Source organism: Bradyrhizobium sp. AZCC 2262 (assembly GCF_036924535.1).
In the GTDB taxonomy this organism is placed as follows: Bacteria; Pseudomonadota; Alphaproteobacteria; order Rhizobiales; family Xanthobacteraceae; genus Bradyrhizobium.
On sequence record NZ_JAZHRT010000001.1, the window covers coordinates 4,377,299 to 4,394,429 of the forward strand.

The window sequence follows — 17,131 nt, forward strand, 5'->3', positions numbered from 1 at the left end:
GGCGCAGGAGTCGCAAGATCATGACCATGAAAACCGTTTCGCTCAACAAATCATACGGCGGAACGCAGGGCGTCTATCGACACGCCAGCCGCGAAACCGGGACCGACATGACTTTCTCGGTCTATGTGCCGCCGCACGCCAGCGGCGCCAGGCTGCCGGTGGTCTGGTATCTCTCCGGCCTGACCTGCACCCACGCCAACGTGACGGAAAAGGGTGAATTTCGCAGCGCCTGCGCCGCACTCGGATTGATCTTCGTTGCGCCCGACACCAGCCCGCGCGGCGACGGCGTGCCCGGCGATCCCGCCAATGCCTACGACTTTGGGCTAGGCGCCGGCTTCTACGTCGATGCGACGCAGGAGCCGTTCGCCCGCAATTACCGCATGTGGAGCTACGTCACGGAGGAATTGCCGAAACTGGTCGCTGAAAACTTTCCGGTCGATCCCGACCGGCAATCCATTCTCGGCCACTCCATGGGCGGTCATGGCGCACTGACGGTCGCGCTACGCCATCCCGGCCGCTATCGCACGGCGAGCGCGTTTTCGCCGATCGTCGCTCCCTCGCAGGTGCCATGGGGCATCAAGGCGCTCGGCGGCTATCTCGGCGACATCGGACAGGCATGGCGCAAGCACGATGCGGTGGCGTTGATCGAGGACGGCGCCAGAGTGCCCGATCTATTGGTCGACTACGGCGATGCCGATCCGTTTCTGACCGAACAGCTCCGTCCGGAGTTGCTGCAGAGCGCGTGCGAGAAAGCCAAAATCCCCCTCACCTTGCGCCGGCAGCCCGGCTATGACCACAGTTACTACTTCATCTCCACGTTCATGTCCGATCATCTGCGCTGGCATGCGGAGCGGCTGAAGGGCTGAAACGGCGTAGAGCCTTCCCACAGAGAATTGGGTTGCAAGCCAAAACAATTCGGTCATGGTTCAGGTCAAACGGTCCGCCATACGGCGAAGAGAAAGACCTGTCAGGGAGAAGCCATGTTCCGATGGTTGGTCGTTGCGATCGGTTTCTGCATCGCGACCACCCCCGTGTTCGCGGCCGACCCCATCGAGATCGGCATCGGCTATCTCGGCCGCGCCGGCGTCAAGCCGAAATTGTCACTGGTCGAACTGCCGGCGGAGAACGACGGGTTTGCCGGCGCGCGCCTTGCCGTCGAGGACAACAACACCACGGGCAAGTTCCTCAATCAGCATTTCACGCTGGAGGAAGTCCGGCTGAAGGACAATGAGGACGTCGCAAAAGCCGCGGGGGCGCTCGCCGAGCGCACCGGCTTCATCATCGCCGACCTTCCGGCGGACGATTTATTGAAGGCCGCCGACGCGCTTCGCGATCGGGGAACGCTGCTATTGAATGCCGGCGCCATTGACGACCGGTTGCGCGAGCAAGACTGTCGCGCCAATGTGATGCACATCGCGCCGACGCGCTCGATGCTCGCGGATGCACTCGCCCAGTATCTCGTGTGGAAGCAATGGAAACGCTGGCTGTTCGTCGTCGGCTCGCATGATCAGGACAAGTTGTATGCCGACGCATTGCGCCGCGCGGCCACACGCTTTGGCGCGAAGATCGTTCAGGAGCGAATTTTCGAGGATACCGGCGGCGCCCGCCGCACCGACAGCGGGGTCACCTTGATCCAGCGGCAAATGCCGGTATTCACCCAGCAGGCGCCGGCCTATGACGTCCTCGTTGCGGCTGACGAAAGCGAGGTATTCGCGTCCTACCTGCCCTACCGCACCTGGGACCCGCGGCCGGTTGCGGGCTCGGCCGGGCTGGTTCCGACCAGTTGGCATGCGGCGCAGGATCAGTGGGGCGCGATCCAGATGCAGAACCGGTTTGTGAAGCTGAATTCGCGACACATGACCGCACTGGACATGCAAGCCTGGACGGCAGCGCGTATGATCGGTGAAGCAGCTTCACGCACCAAGTCCGGTGACCCAAAGGCGGTGTCGGCGTTCCTCAAAGGACCCGACTTTTCCATTGCGGCATTCAAGGGCCGGCGGCTGACGCTGCGGGACTGGAACCTGCAGCTTCGTCAGCCAATCCTGCTGGTCGACGGACGCATGGTGGTCTCGGTTTCGCCGCAGGAGGGATTTTTGCACCAGGTCTCAGAGCTCGACACGCTTGGCGTCGATCGGCCTGAGACCAAATGCAAGCTGCAATGAAGGAGGATGGATTGCGTATGTGGCGTCATTGCCTGCTTTCCGGAACGGCTTTCCTGCTCGCGACGGCGGCTCCCGCCTCGGCCTTCATCGCCTATGTCTCGAATGAGAAGGGCAACACGGTAACTGTGATCGATACGGACAGTTGGACCGTCACCAAGACCATCAAGGTCGGCCAGCGGCCGCGCGGCATCGAGTTCACGAGGGACGGCAAGTTTGTATTCGTGGCCGTCGGAGACGACGACAGCATCCAGGTCATCGACGTTGCGAAGCAGGAGGTGGTCGATACCCTGCCCTCCGGCCCCGACCCTGAACTGTTCGCGCTCGATGCTGCCGGCAAGATCCTCTACGTCGCCAACGAAAACGACAACACGGTGACCATCATCGACGTCGAAAAGCGCGCCCGTCTCGGCGAGATCCAGGTCGGCGTCGAGCCGGAGGGTATGGCCATCAGCCCGGACGGCAAGATCCTGATCAATACTTCCGAGACCACCAATATGGCGCATTTCATCGATACCGCGACGCGCCAGATCGTTGCCAACGTACTGGTCGATGCGCGCCCGCGCTTCGCCGAGTTCAAGCGTGACAATTCCGAAATATGGATTTCATCGGAGATCGGGGGCACCGTTTCGGTGATCGATCCGGTCAAGCGGGAGGTGACGAAGAAGATTACATTCGAGATTCCCGGCTTGCGGAGCGAAGCCATCCAGCCGGTCGGCATCGGCATGACCAAGGACGGCAAGACCGCTTTCGTCGCGCTCGGCCCTGCCAATCGCATCGCGGTCGTCGATGCCGCCAGCCACAAGGTCACCAAATATCTGCTGGTGGGGCAGCGGGTGTGGCACATGGCATTCACCCCGGACGAGAAATATCTGATGGTTACCAACGGCGTGTCGAACGATGTCTCGGTCATCGACGTCGCCGCGCAAAAAGTCATCAAGACGATCCAGGTCGGCGAGCTGCCCTGGGGTATCACGATTGCACAACCATGACCGCAACTGACGCACTTTCCGCCGGTCAGAACACGCAGGACACTCCCCCGCGGCCCGATGCTGCTGAGATGCCTGCATTGTCGATCGACGGCGTCAGCCATTCCTATGGCGCGCGACAAGCGCTGATCGACATCGGCTTCACCGTCGCACCCGCGAGTTTCACGGCGTTGCTTGGTCTGAACGGCGCCGGCAAGAGCACGCTGTTCTCGCTGATCACGCGCCTGTTCGGAATCCAGCGCGGACATATCGGAATTTTCGGCCATGATATCGCGCGAGCGCCGGGCGAGGCATTGCGGCTGCTCGGCGTTGTGTTTCAGCCCCGCACGCTCGATCTCGACCTCTCGGTGACGCAGAACCTGCTTTATCACGCGGCCTTGCACGGCATCGCGAGGCGCGATGCACGCGAACGCAGCCGCGAGGTGCTGGCGCGCATCGGGCTTGCCGACCGCGCCGGCAGCAAGGTGCGCGACCTTTCCGGCGGCCAGATGCGGCGATTGGAAATCGCGCGTGCACTGTTGCACCGCCCGCGCCTGCTCCTGCTCGACGAGGCAACCGTCGGCCTCGACGTCAAGGCGCGCGCCGACATCCTCAATCATGTTCGCCAGCTCGTTACCGAGCAGGGAATAAGCGTGTTGTGGGCGACGCATCTGTTCGACGAGATCGGTTCGAACGATGATCTGGTTGTCCTGCATCAGGGCCGGATACTGGCCCAGGGCCAGGTGGCCCGGGTTATCGCCGATACCGGCGGCAGCGATATCAACACGGCGTTCATGCGGCTGACCGGCTCCACCGCACAGAGCGGGAGCCCAATATCATGACCTCCGCAACCATGAGGCCAATCAGGAGCGGCTTCTCGCTCGCCGAATATTTCACCTGCCTGAGCGGCATTGTGTGGCGCGAGGCGCTTCGCTTCCTGCATCAACGCGAACGCTTCATCTCCGCATTGGTGCGGCCCCTGGTGTGGCTGTTCATCTTCGCGGCGGGCTTCCGTCAGGTGCTCGGCCTCTCCATCATCCCGCCCTACGAGACCTACATTCTGTACGAGGTCTACATCGCGCCCGGCCTGATGGCGATGATCCAGCTCTTCAACGGCATGCAGTCCTCGCTCTCCATGGTCTACGATCGCGAGATGGGCAACATGCGCACCTTGCTGGTGAGCCCACTGCCGCGATGGTTTCTCCTGTCCTGCAAACTGCTGGCGGGAACCGCGGTTTCGCTGCTTCAGGTGTATGCCTTCCTGCTGATCGCCTGGTTCTGGGATATCGCCCCGCCCCCGGCCGGCTATTTCACGGTGCTGCCGGCGCTGGTGCTATCGGGCCTGATGCTCGGCGCGTTGGGGATGCTGATCTCCTCCGGCATCAAGCAGCTTGAGAATTTCGCGGGCGTGATGAACTTTGTCATCTTTCCGATGTTCTTCGCTTCCTCAGCGCTCTATCCACTGTGGCGCATCCTGGAGAGCAGCCCGATGCTCTACTATGTCTGCCTGTTCAATCCGTTCACGCATGCCGTGGAGCTGATACGCTTTGCGCTATATGGGCAAGTGAACTGGACGTCGCTTGCGGTTGTCGGCGGCTGCACGGCGGCCTTCCTGATCGGCGCGATTTACGCCTACGATCCATCGCGCGGCCTGATCCGCCGCGGACCGGCCGGAGGCGAGACATGAAGTATCGGACCGCGATCGCAGTATGGCTTGCCGTTACGGCGACGATCAGCTCGGGCCATGCCGCCGATCCGCGCTATCCGGACTGGCCGTGCGCCCAGGCCAAGGTGCCCGAGATATCCGTCGCCGCGGTGTGGGCAGGCCCGCCGCTCGACGATGTCTCCGGCAAGTGGAAAGACGACGCCAAGGTCAGCGCGCTGGTCGCAAAGCTGGCGGCAAGGCGGACCCCGCTCGAGGAAGCGCAAAAGGCGATCACCGAATACCTGAACGGTGCCGCCGACAAGACCGGAAGCGGCAAGCTGCTGTTTGCCGGCCTGTTCGATTCCCTCAATGCCCAACGCTCCCAGGTTCTGAGCGGGCTGGAGCGCGTCACCCGCAAGCAGCGCGAGGCGGCCGACAAAATCCGCACCGACACGCTTGCTCTGCAGGCGCTGCAGGGCGAAACGCCGCGCGACCAGGCCAAGATCGACGACCTCGGCAATCAGCTTGTTTGGCAGACGCGGATCTTCGAGGACCGGCGCGGCGTCATCAAATTCGTCTGCGAGGTGCCGACGGCGATCGACCAGCGTCTGTTCGCCCTCAGCCGGACGATTCAGCAGGAGATCGAATAGTCACCAGCAGGATGAGATCAGTTTGGGCCGTGACGACGGCCCCTCTCGTGCCCTGGACGCAAGCAGTCCAAGTGCTGCGAGCCCGGGCCTATTCTACTTTGCATGGGGTTGTTTTCGATATTTTGTCTCCCGCTCTACCGCGGCGATGAAGGCTCCTCACCGGTCCGTGGTTCTGGCTGCGACTCCGCCAGGTCCAACCCCGCCCGTTCCCAGCCATCCGTTCCTTCGGGGTACCACGCCACATTGGAATAGCCGCATGTCAGGATTCGCTTTGCCGCGTTCCAGGACATCCAGCAATCGGCCTGACAGTAAATCACGACCAGCGCGGCGCTGTTGCCTGCCGTCGCGCGGACGAGCCCGCGCCGCAGATAGTCTTCCGTCGCCGCCGCGAGCTTTCCGTAGCCGGTGTCCGGCAGCCACATGCTGCCGGGAATGTTGAGCCGCGGCTTGTCACGCCAAACCGTGCCTTCGGGCAGATTTTTCGGTTTTGGCGCGCGGGGCAGGACGTCGATGAACACGCCCGTCTTTGCGCGCCAGATCGCCCCGGCTTCCGCGGTGGTGAGAACACGCACGCCGGCGAGGGTTGCAGGAACCGGCGCACGGTAATCTTCCATGCGATAGCCGTCGGGCTCAGGCGGCCTTTCCTGTGCAACGGTCGAGGCAACGAATGCAAATGCCGCAAGGATCAGACCTGCCAGCTTTTCCTTCATTGCACTTTCGTTGCCGTCTCCGCGCCGATCGGCCGGTCATTCTCGTCGAGCAAGGGGACGCCGTAATCGAGCAATATTTTGTTGATGGCGGGCTGGTTTTCCTGGATCAGGCGGTTGAGTTGCCGCTTCCAGTTCTGGTCGGCCCCCCGCACCCCCATGCCGATCCGAAACGCCAAACGCGGGCCGGTCGTTTCCTTCACGAGAGGCGTGACATGGAGCGGCGGGTTCGCTTTCATCGCATAGAAGCCCGCCATCGGTCCCCACAGGATGCCGACATCGATCGTCCCCGATGTCAGGTCAGCGATCATGGCCTCCGCCGACGAGTCGATGCGCGTATCCACCATCAACTGATATGGTTTGGCATTCGCCATCAGACCGTTGACCGCCATGTTGGTGGCCGGAGGCGTGCCGGCCACGATGCCGATATGCTTGCCTTTCAGGCGTTCGTCTTCCAGCGTCGCAACATCTTCGAGGCCGCTGCCCGGCTTGGCGACCAGCGCATAGGCGGTGCGGTAATAGGGATTGGTCCCCTGAACCAGGTCATCGCCTTGCGGAAAGCCCATGATGACGTCGCAACGATGGGCGCCAAGCGTCATCCGGACGAAGCCGGTCGCCTGCGGGAAGTACATGTAGTCCAGCTTCTTCTGCAGCTTCTCGGCGAACAGTTCGGCAAGCTTGTTCTCGAATCCCTCGCCCTTTTCATTGGAAAACGGCAAGTTGTGCGGATCGGCGCAGACGCGCAGCACCTTGGGGTCGACGAGCTCGATCGACAAATCGCCGCTTTCTTTGATCTGCGCACGCGCGACATCGCGCCCGAGGAAGACCGCGAGGATCGCCAATATCGCAATCGCCAGCCAGCGCTTTTGCCCGGCATATGTCATCGAAAACTGCTGCACTTCCGGCCCACCATGGTTGCCAACTTCGGGAAAATATCGGCAACCCCGACGAACGAAGTTCCGTTGAAGCCGCAGACAACCAAAATGCTAAGCTTGTCAATTGGCGCGTGCAACTGGAATAATCCCGATAACGGCCTCGTTGCCCGTGCTGCGACGCAAACCTGGCTACGACGTAACATGGAATTGCCGACAGCGCTTCGTGCTGAGACGGAGGCCGAAATATGGCTCGTGCCGCATTGATTCCGATCGCGCTCGCGATGCTCGCTACGGCAACAGCCTCGCGCGCGCAACAACAGGAATTGCCCGTCAATTCTGTCGCGGATGGCGTGTTCGTGCACAATGGCAAAACCGCGCAGATGACGCGTGAGAACGACGGCGCGATCGCCAATGTCGGTTTCATCGTTGGCGAGGACGCGGTCGCGGTGATCGATACAGGTGGCAGCGTTCGTGAAGGACGGCAATTGATGGCAGCCATTCACGCCCGGACGGGCAAGCCGATCCGCTACGTCATCAATACGCATGGCCACCCCGACCACGTTTTCGGCAATGGTGCTTTCGTGCAGGACGGAACGACCTTTGTCGGTCACGCGAACCTGCCGCGCACGCTGGCCACGCGCGGACAATTCTACCTCGATGCATTTCGCCGGACCATGGGCGACGATCTGATCGACGAGGTCAGCATCGTGCCGCCAACGCTGCTCGTCAGCGGCACGCTCAAGCTGGATCTCGGGCGACGGCCGCTCGTTTTGCGGGCGTGGCCTGCAGCGCACAGCGATTGCGATCTCACGGTGCTCGATGAAAAAACCGGAACCCTGTTTGCGGGCGATCTGGTGTTTCTGACCCACACGCCCGTACTGGACGGCAGCATTCGCGGTTGGCTCGGCGCACTCGACGAACTTGGCGCCCTATCAGCACAACGCGTGGTTCCCGGTCACGGTCCTGTGAGCGGATGGCCAGCCGCCCTCGCCGAGGAGCGCCGCTATCTCCAAACGCTGGCCGCAGACGTACGTGGGCTCGTCAAAAGCGGCAAGCCGATAGCGACGGCGGGTACGGCAGCGGGCTCCGAACGATCCCGATGGGAATTGTTCGACGATTTCAACACCCGCAACGCAACCGCAGCATTTTCGGAAATTGAATGGGAATAGCGCGCGCATTGCCCTATATTGCGGTCATTGCTTCCTTCCCTCTGCAAGGTGGTGCATGCCCGGATATCTTTCTCGCCTGTTCGGCGTCGCTGGCCTGCTGCTGTTCGGCGCGCCGCTGGCGCTTGCGGCAGAGGCGAATGACCCCTGGCCCGGCCTGGTGCAGGACATCTTCAATAGCCGCCAGATGAACGATGGCAGCGACGTGATCGCCGTCGAAATGCCCACCCGTGCCGAGGATGCCGCCATTGTGCCGGTAACCCTGCGAACGAAGCTATTGCCCGGCGATATCAGGCAGGTGCTGAGCATCACGCTGGTGATCGACCAGAATCCAGCGCCGATGGCGGCCAAATTCCAGCTCGGACCGGACGCCAAAGTATCAGAAATCTCGACCCGCGTTCGCGTCAACAATTACACCGATGTTCATGTGGTGGCCGAACTCAGTGACGGCAAACTCTATATGGCCAAGACCTATGTGAAGGCGTCCGGGGGCTGCTCCGCGCCTGCAGCCAAGAATGCCGACGAAGCCAAGGGCAGGCTCGGCCAGATGCGCTACCGACAGTTCGCAAAGAACGGTGAAGGCCCGACCAGCGGGACGCGCGAGACCCAGATCATGATCGGGCACCCCAACAATTCCGGCCTGCAGATGGACCAGGTCACGCAATTGTATGTTCCGGCCTTCTTCGTCAATGAGCTGCGGCTCTGGCAGGACGACAGTCCGGTGCTGACCATGGAAGGCGGCATTTCAATTTCGGAAGATCCCAATATCAGGTTCACCTACGTCTCGAACGGAGCGAAAAATTTCCGCGCGGAGGCAAAGGATACCGAGGGACATGTTTTCCAGCGCGAATGGAAGATCGACGATTCCGGAATGTGACGCGGGGCCGCCGCCTCAGAAACAGCGTACTTCCGCTTCGGCTTGCGCCCGCCTGAGTTCGTTGAGCGCGCTTGCCGCCTGCTCGGACGTACGGAACTGCCCGCCCAGATTTCCCCTGACCTGCGACATACTGAGCACCGTTTCGGCCGTGACGTAGCGCTCATAGGGCACGAGCGAAGCGACCACATCGGCCGAACAGGAGCACTGCTCGATCGCCTGCCGCGTCTCGCCATTCGCCTTCAGGCAGCCGAAAACATATTCGACGCGTGCTGACGTCGGGTAATCGTTGATCTCCTGGGCGCGCGCGGCCACTGCCATCGTCATTAGCGCTACCAACACGGCGACAATACGTCGTACCGATCCGACAATCGTCATCCTCTTCCTCTCGCTAGTAATTGTGGAAGCTATGCTATGACTGTCCCATAGAAAAGCGGATGTTCGGGGAAACGGCTCAAGGCACCATGAAGTTTTTTGTTCGCATGCTGCTCGCTACGATTGTTTCGGTCTCGCTCGGCACGTGCTGCAGCGCCGAGGTTTTGCGCGTTGCGGTGCAGAAGACCGGAACATTCGCTTGGGAACTCGCGGTGATCCGCGCGCACGGCCTCGACAAGCAGGCCAACCTTTCGGTCGAGGTTCTCGAACTGGCGAGCCCCGAGGCGGGCAAGATCGCGCTTCGCGCCGGCAACGCCGACATTGTGGTCACCGACTGGCTTTGGGTGTCACGCGAACGCGGACTTGGCGCCAAACTGACATTCTATCCTTATTCGAGCGCACTCGGCGCCGTGATGGCACCTGCCTCATCACCAATAAAGACCTTGGCCGACCTCAAGGGCCGCAAGCTCGCCGTCGCGGGTGGCCCGATCGACAAGAGCTGGCTGCTGCTGCTGGCGTGGTTGAAGAAGAGCGGCATCGATCTGAAGTCGGACGCGGAAATCGCATACGGCGCGCCACCGCTGCTGGCGGCGAAGACGCTCAGCGGAGAAATGGATGCGACCCTGAACTACTGGAATTTCTGCGCCGCACTGGAAGCGAAGGGTTTCCGCCGCATCGCCGGCGTTGAGGATCTTTTGCCGAAACTCGGCGCCAAAGGCCGCACCGCGATGATCGGCTACGTCTTCGACGAGAAATGGGCGAACGCAAACCAGGACAGAATGGCCCGCTTCATCGCCATGACCCGCGCGGCAAAAGAAATCCTCTCGACCTCGGATGCGGAGTGGGAGAAAATTGCGCCACTCACCGGCGCTCCCGACGCCGCAACGTTGCGCGCCTATCGCGATCGCTATCGGGAAGGCATTCCGCGTCGCCCGGTCGCGGATGAAGAAGCCGACGCACGCATCCTCTACCGCGTGCTGGCCGAGATCGGCGGCCGCGAGCTTGTCGGGCCGGCGCCTGAACTCGATTCCGGGACATTCTATCACGCGATCCCGGGAGGCTGAGGTGCCACGTCTGCTGTCATTCGCCGTGCTCCTCGCAACCTGGTGGATCGGCTCGCTGCTTGCCGGCGACGCGAAGCTGCCGCCTCCGCCCACCGTGTTCGCAGCCATGATCGCGGAAGCCCAGTCGGGTAACCTTTTCTTCCACCTCGGAGTCACATTGGCGCGTGTTGCGCTTGCCTTCACGCTGGCGATGGCGCTGGGCGCTGCGATTGGATACCTGATGGGCCGGGTACGGCTTGCCGATCGGCTGGGCGACCCCTGGCTGATCCTGCTGCTCAATCTGCCGGCGCTCGTGGTCATCGTGCTCGCCTACATCTGGGCTGGGTTAACTGAAGTCGCGGCGATTGCGGCAATCGCCATCAACAAGCTCCCGACCGCCGTTGTTACGCTGCGCGAGGGCGCGCGGGCCCTCGATGCGGCGCTCGACGAAATGGCGACGGTATTTGCGTTGCCGCGCTGGAAGAAATTCCGCCACGTCATTTTGCCGCAACTGTCGCCCTACATCGCAGCCGCCGCACGATCAGGACTTTCCCTGGTCTGGAAGATCGTTCTCGTTGCGGAGTTGCTCGGACGTCCGAACGGGGTTGGTTTCGAGATTGGCGTGGCGTTCCAGCTGTTCGACATTCCGCTATTGCTTGCCTATTCACTGAGCTTCGCGGCGGTCGTGCTCCTCATTGAAACCTTGCTGGTGCAGCCATTTGAGGCCCGGCTATCCCGGTGGCGTCCCCGTGCGGCTTGAGGTCGATATCACCAGCAAGACGTTCAGGAACGCAGCGGGCGAACGGCACGACGTGATCGCCGGCGTCTCCTTTGCGCTTGATGCTGGAGAGGTCGGCGTCTTGGTCGGTCCATCCGGTTGCGGCAAGAGTACGATGCTCAGGATTCTCGCCGGCCTCGACCACGACTTTCAAGGGCGCGTGTCGCGTCCGGTCGGCGCACGGATCGGCTTCGTCTTCCAGGAGCCGCGGCTATTACCCTGGCGGTCGGTCGAACAAAATGTGCGACTTGTTGCACCGCTGGCCGATGAAGCGAAGCTTTCAGCGCTGTTCGAGATTCTGGAATTGAACGCACATCGCAACCACTTTCCCGGCGAACTATCGCTGGGGCTGGCCCGGCGCGTTGCGCTTGCGCGAGCGTTCGCCGTCGAGCCGGCGTTCCTCATTCTCGACGAACCGCTGGCCTCGCTCGATGCCGCCCTCGCCGCCCGTATGCGCGATCAGATTGCCGTGCTGATGGACGGCCGTTCCGTGATATCGCTGCTGGTTACCCATGACGTGGACGACGCGGTTCGCCTCGGCGACCGCCTGTTCCTGCTATCGCCGCGCCCGGCCCGGATTCTCGCCGACGTGCCCATCCGCACACCGCGCGGCGAGCGCGGGGACGCCGAGATCGCCGCCATCAAGTTGGACATCATGCGGCGCATCAACGGTGCTCCCGCCGAACGGGATGCCTCATAGGCAGCGCTTGAGGCTGGTGCTAACATGCGGCCATCGACGGGGTTGACGATGAAACGCTCGATCGGAATCGCAGCGCTCGGTCTCGTGCTTGTGACCATGACGGCGACGGCGCAGGACATGATGCGTCACGTCGACCTGTCGTCGCCCGATATGGTCTCCGCCGAAATGACCCGTGCCGAGGTCGAGGCCGTATTGACCGCGGCAACCGTAGCCGCGCCCGCCGATTTCACTGGAAAGCGATTGTCGGGCCTCGACCTTTCCGCGCTCGATCTGTCGGGCGCGATTTTTCGTGCAGCCAAGCTGAACAAGACGAAGCTTGTCGGCGCCAGGCTCGACCGTGCCATCCTCGACCAGGCATGGCTGCTCGACGCGGACCTGACCGGCGCGAGCCTGAAGGGCGCAAACCTGTTCGCTGCGCAGATGGTTCGCGCCCGCCTGAACGGCGCCGATCTTTCGGGAGCACGCATCGCTGCTGATCTCACCGGTGCCAGTCTTGTCGGAGCTTCGATCGCGGGAGCAAATCTGGGCGCGGATATGCGCAACCAGTCGATGGGCCTGATGCGCGGGATACTGAAATCCGCCAATCTGGAGGGGCTGAACGCCCGCGGCGCCGACCTGTCGCGTGTCGATCTTGAGTTTGCCGCGCTGAAGGGCGGTGACCTCACGGGAGCTTCGCTCAAGGGGGCCCAGCTCGGGGGAGCCGACTTGACCGGTATCACCGTCATCGATACCGATTTCGATGGTGCCGATCTCGATTCAGCCAGGTTGATCGCCCCAATCGGTCTCGATCGGGCGAGAAATTTCGATAAAGCAAAAAACCGAGACCGTCTGATAAAGCAATGACGGCTCCGAACGCTCCGCGATGAAAGGGATTACCTGATGCGATGGATACTGGCTTTGGTGGCACTGCTGTCAACGAGCGCCAATGAAGTGGCCGCGCAGGGAAAAGGCGTCCGACTGTGGAATCTGACCACCGCGACGATTTCGGAGTTTCAGCTTTCACCGGTTGGAAAGAATGACTGGGGGCCCAATCAGACCCTGAACGACAAGGACAAGGAAGTCGACCACGACGAGCGCCTGCGCATCACGGGCGTTGGGCCCGGACGTTATGACGCCAAGGTCGGCTATCGCGGTGCAAAACACTGCTTCGTTCGCGATATCGAAATCAAGGCTGACGCCGTGTTTTCGATCGCAGACAAGGATTTAAAGGACTGCAACAAGTAGCTGCCACTGCAGACTATATTCAGCCCGCGGACCGCACCGCATCGCCGGAGGCCTTCTGGTTGTTACGTGGGTATTCGCAACGCCACTTAACCGCGGTCCATTTCGGATGTTCGCCCACCCACTGCGCGATGTAGGGCTGCGCAGCCATGACGCACTGCCGTAACGAAACATCTGAAGAAAACACCAGATGGGTTTCCTCGCAGGTGGTCGGCGAGAGCACCGCACAGACGGTCACGACCAGATCTATCGCAGTCATGCCTGATATCCCTCGAATTGTTCCCAAATAGATTACTCAAAAATATACGGCAACCGGTGGCGGAAAGTTTCACTACACCGTGAAAAGCCGGAAATTCGGCCGCCCGCCAGCCCTAAAAGTTGACGCCAAAAACCAGCCGCGCCTGATGGCGTTCGAAATTAACGAGATCAAGGCCGGCAGCGGCCCCCGCCGGACGCCCCCACGCCTGAACGCTCCAGCTTGCGGTCAACCGCGAGCGTTTCGACAATTGCAAATACGCGGTTGGGCCGACAAACAATGCCTGCCCGGCAAGTTCCTCCAAACCGGTCCCCTCATACTTCCGCAAGTAACGTGCTTCACCGCCCAGGAGGAAACCGGGACGCAACTGTGCCATTACCCCAAGCGCCGCGCCTGCGGTGGATTCGCGCTCCATCAAGCCACTGCCGACAAGGCGGGTCCATTCCGGCTCGTAGATCAGGTTGAACGCCGCGATGACGCGGTCGGGCACGATCTCCCGGTCGAACGCCAGCCTGAACTCCGTTCCAAAACTCCGAACCGCTTCGGCCGTCGTCTCATCGACCCGATGCGCGTGCGCCTCCGTCGCAAAGGTGAGCCCGAACGGGGCTGTTTCCCGATCGAGAAAGCGGTAGCGAAAATCGACCGACCCGCCCTGCCACGCTAGCCGGCGCTGGTCGTCAAGACCTGGCACGCCGCTGATCAGGTGGGACGCAAACGTGCTTCCGATTTCGATTCGAAAGTTCTGAACAGGAACAAACTCCAGTTCGAACTCCTGGCCGACGGCCCGATAACTGCCGCCGTTCTTGCCGAAGCGACCGGTCGTCTCGCTTTGAAACTCCCGTTCGCCGACATTGCCGACATCGGCGCCGATCATGAACCCGAACAGATGCTCGGTATCGATGCCCTCGGCGTGGACGCAGGCCGGCAGCAGCGCAGCAAGAGACACGACCGCCGCCTGGAAGGTCTTTGCACGCGTAGGCATTCGCATTCAGCGGGTCATGGGGTTGAACGGGTAAGTCGGGCGGCGTCAGCCATGGACCACCCTAGCATGATGCCGGGACGGTCGGCGAGCCATGGGAATATGTGGAATACTGGGGAGAGAAAGGAATCAGGACCGGATCGCCTTCCGGCGGCGGCCTACAAGGCATTCCTGTCCACTTCGGCAGGACCGCGTCTTGATGCAGGCAGTAGAGAACTTCCTCGTGATCGTACAGCGGGATCGAACAACTGCCCGGCCCTCAGCAACAAGCTGTTGCTGGAGCCGGGCAGACCGTTTCGACGCGTTTATTTACGCGCCGCGCAGGCGTACATGTTGATTTCCATGCCCACCGGCACTTCCACGATCTTCGGAGTTTTCCAACTCATGAGGGTCTCCCAAGCAGTGTTTGGCACGACGTTCGTGCCGGGAGCGAAACTAGGTGGACCTCGAACGTAGCGCAAGCGCGGAACATCAGACCTCGAAGCATTTGGACGCACCTGATGCCGGCAATTTCCCTCTTGGGCAAAGCTACTTCGCTCTTGGACAAGGTAAACGAATGAGAGCGGCGGATCGACGCATGCGTTGCATCGATCACGGTTCGTAAATTCGGTTTGCCTTCCGAAGCCGCCTGTCGAAGGCGGCGACTTCGGACGCGTTGCTGACGGGCTTGCCGAAGCAGCGACACTCCCTCACCGCATCAGCTCCGCGCCTTCAGCAGCCCTTGTCTGCAGTGTTGCTGTCTCTCCTGTTCTCGTGAAGCACACACAACGTGATGAGAGGCAACCGAGCCATTGCTTCCAGATTCCGGGTGGCTAGGCGAATCCCGGCATGTTTAATCTGACGTCCGAGCTTTGTGTGAGGACAGCCGATGGGACCGATTCACCGAGGGTTGATCAGTTTTCTTGCCGCAATGTGCTTTGCATCAGGGGCTTTTGCGCAGGACAGGCAGCCTGACCAGACGGCGCCAAACGCCGGGACTACTGTTCCTGCCAACGGGCCGTCGCTGACCGGCAAAGAGCGCCTGGGCAAGAAGTGGATGGACGAGCAACGGCTCGACAATTGCAACGTGCCGATCGACAAGCGCGGGAGCAGACCACGATCCAGCGCCTGCCCCCATATTCCATCGGGATGATCAGCGACGACCGCACAACGGGGCGCAACAGCAGGGCTGCGCAATGTGATGCAGCGTCGTCGCCCTTGTCCGCCGCGGCTATTCCCACGACCAGGTCGAGAAGTCGTTCTCGAATTGCGGGACTTCCTTCCACACGCCCTTCAGCTTCTTGCTCGCAATGGTGATCCATTGCGGCTGGAACAAGAAGCCGGCGACCGCGTCCGTCGCCAGCATGCGCTGGGCGTCGCCGAGCAGCTTGGCGCGCTCGGCCTCGCCCGGTGTTGCCCTGATCTGCTGGTAGAGCGCGTTAAACGCCTCGTTGTTATAGCCGAGATAGTAGTCGGACTCGGTTATCTTCACGAGATCGAACGGCTCGACATGCGAGACGATGGTGAGGTCGAAATTGTGCGGACCGTTACCGGCAAATACCTGCGACAGCCACTGCGCCCATTCCACGTTCTCGATCTTGGCGATGATGCCGACCTTGGCGAGCTGGGCTGCGAGGATTTCGCCGCCCTGCCGCGCGTAGGGCGGCGGCGGCAGCTTGAGGCTGAGCTCAAGCGGCGTCTTCACGCCGGCTTCCGCTAGCAGTTTCTTGGCCTTTTCGGGGTCGTAGGGATTGATGCCTGTCGTGTCGACATAGCCCAGCGATCCCGGCGTATAGAAGCTGCCGATCGGCGCACCAAAGCCATCGACGGCGCCGTCGATCATGGCCTTGCGGTCGATGGCAGCGAGAATGGCGCGGCGAACCCGCACATCGTTGAGCGGCTTCTTCCGTTCGTTGATGCCCACGATGGTCTTGGCCTTGGAGCCGCCGATCAACACATTGAAGCGTGGATCGGCCTTGAACTGCGCCAGGCTGCGCGCCGCGGCAACGCGCGGATACGCATCGACGTCGCCCGACAGCAGCGCCGCGACCTGCGCGGAGGGATCGCCGATGAAGCGGATCGTCACCTTGGAAAGCTTGATCGCGGCGGCGTTGCGATAGTCAGGCCATTTGTTCAGGGTGATCGACGATCCCTTGGCCCAGGCGCCGAGCGTGTAGGGTCCGGTGCCGACCGGCTGCGTCGCATTGGTCGGCGCGCTCTTCGGCTCGACGATCGAGCCGGATGCCTGACCGAGCAGGAACGGCAGGTTCGGTTCGGAATATTTCAGCGCGACCACGATAGTATCCGCATCGGGGGCGGTGACATGCTCAAACGCCTGGTACAGGCTCTTGTCCTTGTTGGTGCTGGTCGGCGCCGCATTGCGTTCATAGGCGAACTTCACCGCCGCGGAATCGAACGGCTCGCCGTTATGGAATTTGACGCCCTTGCGGAGCTTGAACGTATAGGTCTTCAGGTCGGGCGACGCCTGCCAGCTCTCGGCGAGCAAAGGCGATACCGAACCGTCCTCGTTGATCTTGGTCAGCGTCTCATAGAGGTTATAGAGCGTGACCTCGGCAATGGCCGCAGCGGCGGCGTTGGTGGGGTCGAGCCCCGGCGGCTCCAGCGTCATGCCCATGACGACGCTGTCCTTCTTGCCCTGCGCGAGACTCGGCAGCGGCATTGCGGCGAACGCGGCGGCTACCGCGACAATGGTCAGTTTCTTCAGCATGTTTGTTCCCCCGACGTATCTCAGACAA

20 protein-coding genes are annotated in these 17,131 nt (G+C 61.7%); 13 read left to right on the top strand and 7 right to left on the bottom strand.

Annotated features, from left to right (window positions below; translation table 11 throughout):
• Window positions 1–20 precede the first annotated feature (20 nt).
• From fghA to V1283_RS20920, 6 genes are all read left to right on the top strand, one after another.
• Window positions 21–866, top strand: coding sequence for an S-formylglutathione hydrolase (gene fghA, locus V1283_RS20895; protein WP_334388317.1), 846 nt, complete (start codon window positions 21–23; stop codon window positions 864–866).
• A 114-nt stretch (window positions 867–980) separates the two neighbouring features.
• Window positions 981–2,162 carry an ABC transporter substrate-binding protein gene (locus tag V1283_RS20900; protein ID WP_334388318.1) on the top strand — a complete coding sequence of 394 codons (1,182 nt, stop codon included), beginning with the start codon at window positions 981–983 and terminating at the stop codon, window positions 2,160–2,162.
• 17 nt (window positions 2,163–2,179) lie between these two features.
• Complete coding sequence (locus V1283_RS20905) at window positions 2,180–3,151, top strand: YVTN family beta-propeller repeat protein (protein ID WP_334393121.1); 972 nt, start codon at window positions 2,180–2,182, stop codon at window positions 3,149–3,151.
• A 68-nt stretch (window positions 3,152–3,219) separates the two neighbouring features.
• Window positions 3,220–3,969: an ABC transporter ATP-binding protein gene (locus tag V1283_RS20910; protein ID WP_334393122.1), complete on the top strand. Its 750-nt coding sequence runs from the start codon at window positions 3,220–3,222 to the stop codon at window positions 3,967–3,969.
• Entirely contained in the window at window positions 3,966–4,814 is an 849-nt protein-coding gene (locus V1283_RS20915; RefSeq protein WP_334388320.1) for an ABC transporter permease, read from the top strand. Before V1283_RS20910 ends, V1283_RS20915 begins: the two co-directional genes overlap by 4 nt.
• Window positions 4,811–5,422, top strand: coding sequence for a hypothetical protein (locus tag V1283_RS20920; RefSeq protein WP_334388322.1), 612 nt, complete (start codon window positions 4,811–4,813; stop codon window positions 5,420–5,422). Before V1283_RS20915 ends, V1283_RS20920 begins: the two co-directional genes overlap by 4 nt.
• 134 nt (window positions 5,423–5,556) lie before the next feature.
• Here V1283_RS20920 and V1283_RS20925 read toward each other — a convergent pair whose 3' ends face one another.
• A complete protein-coding gene (locus V1283_RS20925) occupies window positions 5,557–6,132 on the bottom strand; it encodes a PQQ-dependent catabolism-associated CXXCW motif protein (protein ID WP_334388323.1) in 576 nt (191 codons plus the stop codon).
• Entirely contained in the window at window positions 6,129–7,013 is an 885-nt protein-coding gene (locus V1283_RS20930; RefSeq protein WP_334388324.1) for a substrate-binding domain-containing protein, read from the bottom strand. The genes V1283_RS20925 and V1283_RS20930 overlap by 4 nt, the downstream gene beginning before the upstream one ends.
• A 236-nt stretch (window positions 7,014–7,249) precedes the next feature.
• Here V1283_RS20930 and V1283_RS20935 point away from each other — a divergent pair, with 236 nt between their 5' ends.
• Entirely contained in the window at window positions 7,250–8,173 is a 924-nt protein-coding gene (locus tag V1283_RS20935) for a quinoprotein relay system zinc metallohydrolase 2 (protein ID WP_334388325.1), read from the top strand.
• Between the two features lie 55 nt (window positions 8,174–8,228).
• Window positions 8,229–9,047, top strand: a complete 819-nt coding sequence (locus tag V1283_RS20940) for a quinoprotein dehydrogenase-associated SoxYZ-like carrier (RefSeq protein ID WP_334388326.1) — start codon at window positions 8,229–8,231, stop codon at window positions 9,045–9,047.
• 15 nt (window positions 9,048–9,062) lie between these two features.
• Here the strand turns inward: V1283_RS20940 and V1283_RS20945 are convergent, their stop codons facing one another.
• Window positions 9,063–9,422 (bottom strand): hypothetical protein, encoded by a 360-nt coding sequence (locus V1283_RS20945; protein ID WP_334388327.1) that lies wholly within the window; start codon window positions 9,420–9,422, stop codon window positions 9,063–9,065.
• Between the two features lie 104 nt (window positions 9,423–9,526).
• On the opposite strand from V1283_RS20945, the gene V1283_RS20950 reads away from it, so the two are divergent.
• Genes V1283_RS20950 through V1283_RS20970 form a run of 5 tightly spaced genes read left to right on the top strand, consistent with a single transcriptional unit; the run spans window position 9,527 to window position 13,164 of the window.
• Complete coding sequence (locus tag V1283_RS20950; protein WP_334393123.1) at window positions 9,527–10,483, top strand: ABC transporter substrate-binding protein; 957 nt, start codon at window positions 9,527–9,529, stop codon at window positions 10,481–10,483.
• A 1-nt stretch (window position 10,484) separates the two neighbouring features.
• The gene (locus V1283_RS20955) at window positions 10,485–11,222 is read left to right on the top strand and encodes an ABC transporter permease (protein ID WP_334388329.1); all 738 of its coding nucleotides are present in this window, start codon (window positions 10,485–10,487) and stop codon (window positions 11,220–11,222) included.
• On the top strand, window positions 11,212–11,940 hold the full coding sequence (locus V1283_RS20960; protein ID WP_334388330.1) for an ABC transporter ATP-binding protein: 729 nt from the start codon (window positions 11,212–11,214) through the stop codon (window positions 11,938–11,940). The genes V1283_RS20955 and V1283_RS20960 overlap by 11 nt, the downstream gene beginning before the upstream one ends.
• Before the next feature lie 48 nt (window positions 11,941–11,988).
• Window positions 11,989–12,783: a pentapeptide repeat-containing protein gene (locus tag V1283_RS20965; RefSeq protein WP_334388331.1), complete on the top strand. Its 795-nt coding sequence runs from the start codon at window positions 11,989–11,991 to the stop codon at window positions 12,781–12,783.
• A gap of 36 nt (window positions 12,784–12,819) precedes the next feature.
• Complete coding sequence (locus V1283_RS20970; RefSeq protein ID WP_334388332.1) at window positions 12,820–13,164, top strand: hypothetical protein; 345 nt, start codon at window positions 12,820–12,822, stop codon at window positions 13,162–13,164.
• 19 nt (window positions 13,165–13,183) lie between these two features.
• On the opposite strand, the gene V1283_RS20975 is transcribed toward V1283_RS20970, so the two are convergent.
• From V1283_RS20975 to V1283_RS20990, 4 genes are all read right to left on the bottom strand, one after another.
• Window positions 13,184–13,420 carry a hypothetical protein gene (locus V1283_RS20975; protein WP_334388333.1) on the bottom strand — a complete coding sequence of 79 codons (237 nt, stop codon included), beginning with the start codon at window positions 13,418–13,420 and terminating at the stop codon, window positions 13,184–13,186.
• Window positions 13,421–13,532: 112 nt separating this feature from the next.
• A complete protein-coding gene (locus V1283_RS20980; protein ID WP_334388334.1) occupies window positions 13,533–14,399 on the bottom strand; it encodes a hypothetical protein in 867 nt (288 codons plus the stop codon).
• A 302-nt stretch (window positions 14,400–14,701) separates the two neighbouring features.
• Window positions 14,702–14,782: a pyrroloquinoline quinone precursor peptide PqqA gene (pqqA, locus tag V1283_RS20985; RefSeq protein ID WP_072824652.1), complete on the bottom strand. Its 81-nt coding sequence runs from the start codon at window positions 14,780–14,782 to the stop codon at window positions 14,702–14,704.
• A gap of 824 nt (window positions 14,783–15,606) precedes the next feature.
• Window positions 15,607–17,103 (bottom strand): ABC transporter substrate-binding protein, encoded by a 1,497-nt coding sequence (locus V1283_RS20990; RefSeq protein WP_334388335.1) that lies wholly within the window; start codon window positions 17,101–17,103, stop codon window positions 15,607–15,609.
• Between the last annotated feature and the right edge of the window lie 28 nt (window positions 17,104–17,131).